This is a genomic window from Bacillus sp. 491mf, from assembly GCF_900112415.1.
Lineage (GTDB): Bacteria > Bacillota > Bacilli > Bacillales > Bacillaceae_G > Bacillus_A.
The window spans coordinates 92219-104474 of record NZ_FOLV01000006.1 but is presented as its reverse complement, the minus strand read 5'-3'; the positions used below and the strand labels follow the sequence as shown (position 1 = coordinate 104474).

Sequence of the window (12256 nt, the reverse complement as noted above, 5' to 3'; positions counted from 1 at the left end):
TAATTACCATCCAAGCCAAACAGTGCCTTGGTGCCATGAACCATCTGTATTTACTAGAGTTACAACATAGTTTCCTGCTTTCATAGGACCAAAGTAGTTATAAACATAATTGCCACCACTCATTGGTCCTCCTGTTACAGTATGGGTTACGGTGTTTCCTGATGATAAACTTTTTACTACAACTTTAAAATTAAAATTTTTATTGTTTTGAATAGCTACTCCAATAGTTCCGTTGGTTGCTACAGATACAGTTTTTTGCACTTGAATTGATGTAGAAAAATTATACTTACCGGAATATCCCCAATCAAATGCTGCAGCTGCTTTATCTCCAATAAGATTATTTTTATCAGAAAAATTTGGTGCAAATGGTCTTTCGGCTTCATTTGTATTTTCAACTATACTTTCAATTCTATCTGAAATATACTGTTGGTTTTCTGAATAAGCTGTTTCAGTTGCTTTATTCGGAGAACTCACAGGTTTTACTGTATCAGCTGATGCTGCACCAATCCCCCCAGTTAATGCAATACCTGTCGCTAATGCCCCAACTACTAATTTCTTGAACATAAAAAATCCCCCTTTAATAGTTTTGTAACTTATACCCCAAATGTATCATCTTTTTAAAAAAAGTAAATATTTAGAATTTATAGAAATATTTATTTCATTATTAGAAATATTCAGTCTTAATTTTATCAAAATTTATTGAAAAAATATCCATTCATAAATTACTGTAAAATAATAAAATTTTCGTTTTGGGGACACTTTAAATTACTAGCTTGATGGGCATGTGGCGGTACCTCTTATAATAACTTTTCCCTCTTTATTTTCTGCATGATTCCATTCAACTTGTATTTCGAATGTTCCATCTGTAGCGTTGGAATAAAGTTTGATAATATATGCTATAAAGCTCTATCTCTTATTTCCTTTATGATAAACTCAACAATTTTATCAGGAGAAAATGTTCCGTCTATTACAGCATCTGAATTGGGTTTTATTGTAGTTTCCATTTCTAAATAAGCTATTCTTCCATACTTCAGATAAAAACTTAAATCATTGTGTATTTCTGTCATTGTATTATTTTTGTAATCCCTAATTAAACGTCTGGCCATTGCTACATCTAAAGGAGTGTCAATATAAATTGAAAGATCAATAAGTTTTTTCATTCTATCATTCTTATATGAGAACGGATAGTCAAGCAATATGTATGAGGGTGCTTCCTTAGAATTTATTAAATAATCAATATCAGAGAGCATAGGTTCCAAATTCCATTGGTTATAATCAGATCCTTCTTTCACCCAATTAATTAAATCTTCTGGTGAATCTTCAAAGTCATAATCATCAAAGAACAATTCTTTTGAATTCTTCAATTTATGGCTTAATTTCTTTGTTATTGTAGTTTTTCCTCCACCAGACACAGCTGCAATTGAAATGATTTTTGGCCTTATTGTCATTATAAAAACCTCCTATCTATCTGTATAACTCCTTAATCTTACCCAAGTGCTTAAAACAAATATTTCAAAATTATGGAGTTATCTCAAATTTTTTAGTTCATTAAAGAGACACTTACCATACTTAGGAAAAGCGCCCTCAATAAGCCTTACTTCATTAAATGACCCGATTGTTGAATAGAATGACGCACATTTTTTAAAACAACTTTATTATCACTTTACAAAATTCGCGTTTTGTTGACGGTCATGGAGAAATTTCGTATAAAAGATCATGAATGGAAATAAAAACAGCTTTTGACCCATTTTTACACGTATCTCGGCTGAATCCCATGAAACGCTAATTGTATGATAACTAGAAGTAAAAGGATGATACATTTTAAATCGACACAGGGAAAGATTTGAAAAAGAAATGTAAGGGATATTACAAAAGAAACCCTCTTATATATCGATGTTTTTTTACGATAAATAAGAGGGTTTTGTATAAAATGTTAATTCACTTTCTTAATAAATCCTTTATAGTGACGTTTCACAAGCTGGCTTTCTAACGTTTTCATCGTTTCTAGTGCAACACCGACGATAATGAGTAAGCTTGTCCCGCCAATTTGAGCAGAAGCTGGCAGGTCAGAAATTTTTGTGAATATAATCGGCAAAATAGAGATTGACCCTAAAAAGATTGCGCCGATAAAAGTTAATCGATATAAGATTTTTGTTACATATTTCTCTGTCATGATTCCTGGGCGAATGCCTGGAACATACCCATTTTGCTTCTTCAAGTTTTCAGCCATTTGTTCAGGGTTTACTTGAACGAACGCATAAAAATATGTAAATGCAATAATGAGTCCAAGGTATAAGCACATTCCAATTGGGTGCCCAGAATCAAAATTTGTATTGATCCATTTGGACACTGCAGAGCTTGGAAATAGCTGCGCAATTGTTCGCGGCGTCATTAAAAATGCGGAAGCAAAGATAACAGGGATGACACCTGCACTATTTACCTTAAGAGGTAAGTGTGTATTTTTTGCTCCTTGATACGGAGTGTTCCCATTAGAAGCTTTTGCATATTGAATAGGAATTTTCCGATTTGCTTGTTGTATGTAAATGACACCAACGATGATAGCTAAAACAACTAAAATAATTAATGCAATTTTTATAATATGCATAAAGAGTTGATCTCCAGCACTATGAATTTGTTGTAAGTATATTTGATTCATAATACTTGGAATTCCTGCCACAAGCCCGGCAAAAATAATAATTGAAATTCCGTTACCGACTCCATTTGCTGTAATTTGTTCGCCTAGCCACATTAAAAATGCAGTACCAGCAGTTAATACGGTAGCAATTAATAAGTAGGTTTTCCAACCTGGATCCGTTATTAATTGTCCACTTGCCATATTGTTAAAGCCAATAGACATTCCTATCGACTGAATGAATGCAAGAACAATTGTAAAGTAGCGGGTAAATTGAGCTGATTTTTTACGGCCCATTTCACCTTGCTTTGCCCACTCTGCAAATTTAGGAACGACATCCATCTGTAATAACTGCACGATGATGGAAGCTGTAATATACGGTGTAATGCCTACTGCGAAAATTGAAAAGTTTTGTAAGGCACCTCCGCCAAATACATTGAGCATTCCTAAAATATTTGTTTGATCATGTAGTTTTAATACCTCAGCATTAGTATGAGGAACTGGAATGAATGTGCCAATTCGAAAAACGATTAACATCGCTAAAGTAAAAAGGATTTTGCTCCTGATCTCAGTTACTCTCATAAAGTTTGAAATTGTACGAAACATGATTTCGCCTCCTATTTGTTTACCAGTTATGTAAAGTAAAACTAGCTTTTATATCCTCACGTATAAACTGTAAACCTCCTTCCGATTAAAATTCATTATGACAAATGGATTTTCAAACAGTTTACGGATATAAAATAGAGCGATGTTTATGTTTTCGTAACAACTTGTTAACCATAATATAACTATAAAACAAATATTTGTACAGAGGGAAGGATAAAAAGATACATACAAGGGATTTTTACTAGATTATAGATGAAATAAATTGTTATAATTTTCTTAAAAAGGGGTTCACTTTATGGAATTTCAGTTATCTAATATAGATGGGGAAGAGTTAACGATTGCAAAGATTCAAGAAGCAATGGAAGCTGGTAAGTTAACATCAAGAGAACTTGTTATTTATTATTTGTATCGAATTGCAAAGTATGATAAAGCAGGACCTAATATAAACGCTATACTTGAAATGAATCCGGATGTGATTTTCCTTGCTGAATCATTGGATTATGAGCGAAAGAAAAAAGGAAAACGAGGACCTCTTCATGGGATTCCAGTTTTATTGAAAGATAATATAGAAACAGGAGATAAAATGCATACAAGTGCTGGTATGCTTGCTTTAGAAAATCATGTGAGTCAAAAAGATGCGTTTCTAGTGAAAAAGCTTCGAGACGCAGGAGCTATTATTTTAGGAAAAACGAATATGACAGAATTAGCTAATGGCATGTCTCTAAAAATGTGGGCTGGATATAGCGCAAGAGGAGGTCAAACTTTGAATCCTTATGGTCCTGGAGAATTTTTTGTAGGTGGGTCCAGTTCTGGTTCCGCTGCTGCAGTTGCTGCAAACTTTACAGTATTATCAGTTGGTACAGAGACTGATGCCTCTATTTTAAGTCCAGCAATACAAAATTCAGTAGTTGGTATTAAACCGACTGTTGGACTTATTAGTAGATCTGGCATCATTCCGTTTACGTATTCACAAGATACTGCAGGGCCCATTGCTCGAACTGTAGAAGATGCTGCGCTTTTATTAAGTGTACTGAGCGGCAAAGATGAACTAGACCCAGCAACTTATCGCTGTGAAGAAGATGCTGTACAAGATTATACGGCATTTTTAGATAAGAGTGGGTTAAAGGGAGCGCGCATTGGTGTGTTTCAGCAAGTTTCTGAAGAGAATTTTCTACCAGGTGAGTTCGATGAAAAATTATTCTTTAATGTAATTCACATTCTAAAAAAAGAGGGAGCAGAAGTCATAGAGAATATTGAAATTCCTTCTTTTCATAGAAAATGGAGTTATGAAGTGCCAACGTATGAGATAAAACATAGTTTAGGAAATTATTTGTATCAACTACCATCACAGGCTCCTGTTCATAATGATCATGAATTAATAGAATTTAATAATAAACTTGGTGATAAAGCATTAAAGTACGGACAAAATATGCTTGAATATAGAGAGTCTTTACCAAATACATTAAGTAATTCGGAATACATAATGGCGAGATTAGAAGATCTTTATTATTCACAAAATGAAGGAATAGATTTTGCGCTTCAAACATATAACCTAGATGCCATTTTATTCCCCGCCTATGCCGGAGCTACTCTTTCTGCAAAAGCAGGTTATCCATCAATTGCTTTACCAGCAGGATATATGGAAAACGGGCGTCCATTTGGCATTACTTTTGCTGGAACGACATTTACTGAAGGGACTTTAATTAAGATTGCTTATGCTTTTGAGCAAGCAACAAGATTTCGGAAACCTCCTAGTTTTATAGAGAAAATATAGTTGTTTTTGATGTAAGAAAAGCAGAACTGATGAATAAAAAATATGTACGGGTAGTGATATAGTGAAGATTGGTAAATTTGGAGAAGTCAATAAATTAAGTATCGATACAATTAGGCATTATATGGACTTAGGATTGATTGTACCTGAAAAGAAGGGCGGGCATTATTTTTTTGATGAGCGCTGTCAAAATGATTTAGAGACTATTTTAGAATTTAAAGGGATGGGCTTTAGTTTAAACGAGATTAAACAATTTTTTCTATATAAAAATTTTGGGGAACTTACGGATTATGAACATGATTCGTACTATCAATCTTTATTTATGGATAAATATAAGCGGGTTGAGCAGGAAATAAATAATTTAGTAGAAATAAAGGACAATTTAAAGACGAAATTAGATGAAATATCAGCGAAATCTAAAGGTTCAAGATTAATGACGGGAATTGATTTAAAAGTACTTGATTTGCTGAAATGTTTAAGGTGTAGCGAAAAACTTATTATTCAAGATGGGATCATTCATAGAAATCAAATTATGGAAGGAAAGTTAATTTGCGATTGTGGTGAAGAATATCTTGTTGAATCAGGTATTTTAAAGGTTGGTAATTCATGTCAAGCAACTACTAGCCCCCATCTTGAAGAATTTGTCCTTGAATATATACATGAAACTGATCCAGCTTATTTGGAAAATATCCAAAAAGTTGGAGGATGGTCAAAGAGGAAACTCGGTCAATTAGACTTAAATAATAAAGTATTACTTGAGTTAGGATCCGGAGTTGGTTTTTTTCTGCGAAATATTTTTCGGGATTTACCGGAAAGTTGCTTGTATATTGCTGTTGATCGCAACTTAGAGCGGCATCGACTTTTAAAAGGTGTATTAGAGAGAACAGGTTTAAAGAGAAACATGCTCTTTATTTGCGCTGATTTCTTACATATACCTTTACAGGATCACTCTGTCGATGTCGTGATTGATTATTCAGGTACTAGTAATTACAGCTTCGAACATGAGGAGTTTTTGCTTCGTGAAGTGGATTTTCTATTCAAGCCTAATTGTTACATATTGGGATCATATATTGCTTTTAAAAATTTTAGCATCAAAAGCAAAATCGAAGCTAGATTTAGAGACAACTTTATAGCTAGAAAAATTAAGGAAAACATCAACGGTTTAGAGTATATAGCTCTTGAGGAAAGGACTTCAAAATATATTGATAGAGGTGGAAAGTACGAAAATTTCTTTGTGCAGGGGGAAGAAATTTATTCATATTCATTTTTTGGTAAAAGATAGGGTTAACCCTATCTTTTTTCATTTTCCTTTAAAAATTTATGGATTATACCTATTGCTATTGGGTTCACTCGGCAGCTTAACCTTATTGTATAAAAAGTTAAGTGAGGTGGAGGATTAATGGAAGCACTACAAATGAGTGTAAGTAATGAAAAGAACAAAAAAGAAATGAAAAACCTATTTCTTTATTCTACAGGAAAAACTGTATCGATATTTGGTACAGCTATTTATAACTTTGCGTTAGGATTATACGTTTTAAAGCAGACGGGCTCGGCATTAAGCTTTGCAGTTACTCTTATATTAGGAATTATTCCGATGGTTATCATCAATCCGTTTGCTGGGGTGATTGTGGATAAGGTCAATAAAAAGACGTTAGTCGTTTGTATGGATCTTCTTAGCGGAATCTTGTTGGTTTCGGTTTATATATTATGTATGAAATATGAATTGAATTTACTCATCATTTACGTCACTACCTTCCTTTTGACGGTGTTTACTACTTTCTTTGGAATAGGTTTAGAAGCTGCGAAGCCAAACATTGTATCTGAAAAAATGTTGATGAATATTAATTCCATTGGTAAAATAATCGACTCAATCTCTTCAATTATGGGACCTATGTTAGGCGGAATTGTTTTTGCAATCTTTGATATGAGAACTTTTATTATCATAAATGGAATTTCTTTTATCCTTTCCGGACTATCGATGATGTTTATTCATTTTAAGCTTTTTAATTCCCAATCAGATAAAGATCATTCGGCTGAGAAAATTCATTTGATTAGAGATATAAAAGATGGATTTAACTTTCTATTTGAAAGAAAGAGTATTAAAAGCATGTTTATGATCTTAATATTAATTAATTTTTTTCTCGGCTTTTCTGTGACTGTTCCATTACCGTATATGATTAATACAGTCCTAAAGCTAGGGTCAAAAGAGTTTGGTATGATCCAAGGGGCTTTTCCAGTGGGGATGATTCTAGGAGCTTTATTGGTAAAGAAAATTACAGAAAGAATTTCCTATTCCATTCTTTTAAAATATATTAGCATTGCTTTATCGATTCTTATGATTTTATTAGGAGTTCCAGTTATGCTGAAAAGCTTACAATTGAACTCTATCGTTTTTACCTGTTATTTCATTGCTGTCTTGTTCTTGTTTGGGTTGTTCATAGCGCTAATTGATATCCCTCTCGCTTATTTTATGCAAAAAGAGATTCCAGATGAATATAGAGGTAGAGTACTAAGCATTGGCATTAGTATCGCGAAAATCATGCTTCCTATAGCGATGATTTCATCAGGAGCTCTATTAAATATTCTTCCTTCTTATGTCATGCCTATTGCAGGAGGCGTGTTATTCTTTCTATTAAATGTGCGTTCAATGAATAAGGAGAACTTTGAACTAACTTCAAAAAATATAAGTGTTTAATTTGTTATAGCGCGGATTATTGCGTAATAAAAGCAGCGTTATAGTTGAAAAAAACTCCTCTTCCAGTATACTGAATAAAGAAATTTATCTTAAAGGTAAAAGTGTGTTTGATCATTTATAGATCAAATTTCTGAAACGTATAAAAGAATGAAAAAGGAAAAGGTGTTATTAATGAAAACGTATATTGTAGTTGGGGCTGGGATTCTCGGAACATCTACTGCCTATCATCTTGCAAAAGAAGGAGCTCGTGTTACATTGGTTGATCGTCAAGATTTAGGGCAGGCAACGGATGCAGCAGCAGGAATTGTCTGTCCTTGGCTATCACAGCGCCGGAACAAAGCTTGGTATCAAATGGCGAAAGGTGGAGCTCGTTACTATGCTTCTTTAATTGAACAATTAGAAGCAGATGGTGAAACAGATACTGGTTATAAACGTGTAGGTGCAATTAGTCTCCATACAGAAGAGAAAAAATTAGATCAGATGGAGGAACGAGCGTATAAACGACGTGATGATGCTCCGGAGATTGGGGAAATTACACGTTTATCACCAGCTGAAACAAAAGAGCTTTTCCCACCATTATCAGTAGAATATAGTGCTGTATATATTAGCGGTGCTGCGCGTGTGAACGGTAGAGCACTTCGTCAGGCTCTTGTAAATGCAGCAAAGAAACATGGTGCTGTATATATGAAAGGAAATGCATCATTAGTTCATGAAGACAATCGAGTTATTGGTATTGAAGTAAATGGTGAAACGTTAACAGCTGACCAGGTAATTATAACTGCGGGTGCGTGGGCAAATGAGTTATTACAACCTCTTGGCGTTAATTTCTTAGTTACATTCCAGAAAGCGCAAATTGTTCATCTTCATGTACCAGACGTGAATACAGACAATTGGCCAGTTGTAATGCCGCCAAATGACCAATATATTCTTGCTTTTGAAGGTGGCCGTGTAGTAGTAGGCGCAACGCATGAAAATGACACTGGATTTGATTACAGAGTAACAGCCGGTGGATTACATGAAGTTTTTGATAAAGCACTATCTGTTGCTCCTGGTTTATCGAATAGCACGATGATGGAAACGAGAGTTGGATATAGACCGTTTACACCAGGATTTCTACCGGTAATTGGTGAATTACCTAACTTTGAAGGCATACTCGTTGCCAATGGACTTGGAGCTTCTGGGTTAACGGCAGGACCTTTTCTAGGTTCTGAACTTGCGAAACTTGCTCTTGGAGAACCGACTGAGCTGGATCTTAGTTATTATGATGTGGCAGGGGCAATTGAACAACTAAAGAATTAGAGAATACATATAGGGATAGCGCTACATGCCCATCAGCCTAAAAAATAAAATAATTGTAACGACTCAGCCATACATTTCATTTAGAAGTTTGGTAAGGGGTAATATTCCAGTGAAAATACGCTTACCTAGAGAAAGTTATTTTCGTTTTTCAGCATATAGATTGCTGCCATGAAGATAAAGTGAAATTTTCATCAGTGACGCTTTTCTCACTGATGGAAAGCTCTCACCAATCGGGCTTTTACGGGCAGTTGCCCCCATCTATCTTCTTCGTTTTTCTCTCAATCTTGAAGTTGGGGGCTTACTGTTTGTTAATGCGGGATAAAAACGGACCTACACCTAGGAGGCCACTGAAAAAGGAGTCCATCACCTACTATATACAGGTGATGGACTCCTTTTCACTTTCAATATACTGATAAAATATGTCTTATTTTTTCGAAACAATCACTTTTTCAGTGCCTCCACACCTTGCTGCTTTTCTTTGTTTTAAAACTTTGCGCGTGACAGGAAAAGGCCTTGACCGCTCCTATACATAGCCAGTCCTTCTCGACCATTTAAAAAAATGCTTTTCTGCCTTTTTTCATAGAATGACTGAGTAGTTACAAAATTTAAAGTGATGGATGTAACGGTACCCCTAAACGTAGTTTCTTACTTATTAGTTAAACTGGACATTTCAACAGATTTTTGTGTACAACGTTTCATAGCTGAAATGATAGCTGTTCGTAAGCCTTTTTCCTCTAATGTTGCTACAGCTTCTATTGTCGTTCCACCTGGAGAACAAACCATATCTTTAAGTGTGCCTGGATGTATTCCTGTTTCAAGTACCATTTTTGCAGAACCTAATACAGCTTGAGCTGCGAACTTATATGCTTGAGTTCTTGGCATACCATCTAGTACAGCCGCATCTGCCATGGCTTCTATAAACATATATACATATGCTGGAGAAGAACCACTTACAGATGTTACAACATCCATTAATTTTTCATTTACGATCTCTGTTTGGCCAAAACTATTAAATATATTTAGTATGTCTTCTAGATCTTTTTCTGTAACCATTTCATTCGCACATAACGCAGACATTCCTTCTCCGACAAGAGCAGGTGTATTTGGCATTACTCTAACAACTTTTAACTTTTTGCCGAAAGCATTCTCAGTACTCTTAATACTTTTTCCAGCAGCAATCGTTACGACTATTACATCGTTTTTTATCTGCTCTTTTATTTGGTTAATTACTGATGAGTATAGGTCTGGTTTGATTGATAAAATTAAAATATCAGCATTGTTAGCTACTTCATTGTTGTCAGTAGTTGTAGTTATGTCATATTTTTCACTAGCATTTTTTAAATGAATGACACTTATATCTGAACAAATTATCTTATCTGAAGAAACTATATTTTTGTTAATCATTCCACCTATCATAGCGATACCCATATTTCCGCATCCGATGAATCCTATTTGTTTGTTCATAATAACTCGCTCTTGCTCCTTTTATTATAAATTTTATTGGCTTGAAATTATTATTCTGAAAAAATAATATCCCGTACAGAAGAAATAAACATTATAAACTATATCGAGAGTAGTATAAAAAAACATTTTAAGAGAGTACGTTACTTTTTGCAATACAAAAAATATATAGAAATTACTTATTAACCGGAATTAAACTTGTCACCTTCCTTATTTTCTAAAATATCTCTTGACATAAAAATGCGTTATATTGCATACTATATAAAAATTAAAGTGAAAATCGTTGAAGGGAACTAGTACATATATCTTCTTACGTAAGAGAGTGGAATTCGCAGGCTGAAAGATTCCTCGTATAGAAATTATCGAACCTATCCCTGAGTCCTAGACGAAAGTTTAGGCGTATGCCTGCGTTACAGGCGACAAGCGGATATAGATTTATATCAATGAAGGTGGTACCGCGGAACAATGACCGTTTCGTCCTTTTTTTAAGGACGGGGCGGTCTTTTTTATTTGGCTCTTTATTGCGAGATAGGCATCATTGGTGAGGGGTTCTTTGCTGCAAAGTGCACGTGGTAGAAGAATAGTTTGTCTCCATTTGAAAAAAAGAAGTAGCACAATTCACAAAAAATTTTTATTTTAGACTAGGAGGTACAAAAGTGAAAAAACAACGAATAGTCGTAAAAATTGGAAGCAGTTCCTTGGCAGCAAATCATGGTGGTATCTCTAGCGAACAGCTTTCAGATCACGTCGCCGCATTGGCAAGGCTGAAGCAGGAAGGACATGAAATCGTGCTGATTACATCTGGGGCCGTCGCCGCAGGTTTTTCCGCTCTCGGGTATCCCGGCCGACCTGTGACAATTAAGGGGAAGCAGGCTGCCGCCGCTGTCGGACAAAGTCTTTTGATGCAGGCGTATACGGAGGAATTCCGCAAATATGAGATTGTTACCGCGCAGCTTCTGCTGACAAGAAGCGATTTTTCCAGAAAAGAACAATACAGCAATGCCTACGCCACTTTATCGGAGCTACTAAACCGCTCCGCTCTTCCTATAATCAACGAAAACGATTCCATTTCTTTGGAGGAGCTGACGTTTGGTGATAATGACATGCTGTCAGCTTTAGTAAGCGGGCTTGTCTCGGCGGATATGCTTATGATTTTTACGGATGTGAACGGTTTGTATGACCAGAACCCCCAGAAAAATCCGGATGCGAAAAAGTATTACTTTCTACCTGAAGTTACGGAAGAAATCACTTTTCTTGCTGGAGATGCTGGTTCAAAACTTGGTACCGGCGGCATGAAATCGAAAATCGATGCAGCAAAGACGGCACTATCTCTCGGTGTGAGTGTATTCATCGGAACCGGACGTGGACAAGAGAAATTTTTAGATGTGTTGAAGGGGAAAGGTGATGGAACGTATATCGGCAATGCGCCTCAAAAAGTGATCAAGATGAACAAACAATGGATCGCGCTTCATTCGCTTGTCAGCGGACAAATTGAAGTGGATGCCGGAGCAGCCACTGCCATCATTCAGCGTGGAAAAAGTCTTCTGCCTGCCGGTGTTACTGATGTGCTTGGGATCTTTCAAGCCGGCGAAGTAGTGGAGGTCATCACACAAGAGGGACGCGTAATAGGGAAAGGACAGTGCAGATATAGTGCAGAGGAATTGCGAGAACTAAAAGGTATGCAGAGCCACGACATTCAAGCGCGAGGTGAAAGGCATAGCTACGAGGTCATTCATAGGGATAATTGGATTTCATTTTAAGAATAGAGAGATGGATCGTTCAAGTGAAGAAT

Annotated in this window: 9 protein-coding genes and 1 other annotated feature; of the genes, 5 read left to right on the top strand and 4 right to left on the bottom strand. The window is 35.6% G+C overall.

Annotation, left to right across the window (positions count from 1 at the left end; all coding sequences use genetic code 11):
* Nucleotides 1-3: 3 nt before the first annotated feature.
* From BM211_RS08745 to secY, 3 genes are all read right to left on the bottom strand, one after another.
* Complete coding sequence (locus tag BM211_RS08745; protein WP_090996457.1) at nt 4-564, bottom strand: hypothetical protein; 561 nt, start codon at nt 562-564, stop codon at nt 4-6.
* A gap of 332 nt (nt 565-896) precedes the next feature.
* A complete protein-coding gene (locus tag BM211_RS08740; RefSeq protein WP_090996454.1) occupies nt 897-1448 on the bottom strand; it encodes a nucleoside/nucleotide kinase family protein in 552 nt (183 codons plus the stop codon).
* A 485-nt stretch (nt 1449-1933) separates the two neighbouring features.
* On the bottom strand, nt 1934-3238 hold the full coding sequence (gene secY / locus BM211_RS08735) for a preprotein translocase subunit SecY (protein ID WP_035431321.1): 1305 nt from the start codon (nt 3236-3238) through the stop codon (nt 1934-1936).
* Between the two features lie 295 nt (nt 3239-3533).
* Between secY and BM211_RS08730 the strand changes: the two genes are divergently transcribed.
* The 4 genes from BM211_RS08730 to BM211_RS08715 all read left to right on the top strand — a co-directional run bounded on the left by BM211_RS08730 (nt 3534) and on the right by BM211_RS08715 (nt 9003).
* On the top strand, nt 3534-5012 hold the full coding sequence (locus BM211_RS08730) for an amidase family protein (protein ID WP_090996451.1): 1479 nt from the start codon (nt 3534-3536) through the stop codon (nt 5010-5012).
* A gap of 61 nt (nt 5013-5073) precedes the next feature.
* Nucleotides 5074-6291, top strand: a complete 1218-nt coding sequence (locus BM211_RS08725) for a MerR family transcriptional regulator (protein ID WP_035431318.1) — start codon at nt 5074-5076, stop codon at nt 6289-6291.
* Nucleotides 6292-6408: 117 nt separating this feature from the next.
* The gene (locus BM211_RS08720; RefSeq protein ID WP_035431317.1) at nt 6409-7704 is read left to right on the top strand and encodes an MFS transporter; all 1296 of its coding nucleotides are present in this window, start codon (nt 6409-6411) and stop codon (nt 7702-7704) included.
* A gap of 171 nt (nt 7705-7875) precedes the next feature.
* On the top strand, nt 7876-9003 hold the full coding sequence (locus BM211_RS08715) for an NAD(P)/FAD-dependent oxidoreductase (RefSeq protein WP_035431316.1): 1128 nt from the start codon (nt 7876-7878) through the stop codon (nt 9001-9003).
* A 645-nt stretch (nt 9004-9648) separates the two neighbouring features.
* Here the strand turns inward: BM211_RS08715 and proC are convergent.
* Nucleotides 9649-10467, bottom strand: coding sequence for a pyrroline-5-carboxylate reductase (proC, locus tag BM211_RS08710; protein WP_035431315.1), 819 nt, complete (start codon nt 10465-10467; stop codon nt 9649-9651).
* Between the two features lie 271 nt (nt 10468-10738).
* Nucleotides 10739-10949: a binding site (T-box leader), on the top strand.
* Between the two features lie 171 nt (nt 10950-11120).
* Between proC and proB the strand changes: the two genes are divergently transcribed.
* Nucleotides 11121-12224: a glutamate 5-kinase gene (gene proB / locus BM211_RS08705; RefSeq protein WP_090996448.1), complete on the top strand. Its 1104-nt coding sequence runs from the start codon at nt 11121-11123 to the stop codon at nt 12222-12224.
* The last annotated feature ends 32 nt before the right edge of the window (nt 12225-12256 follow it).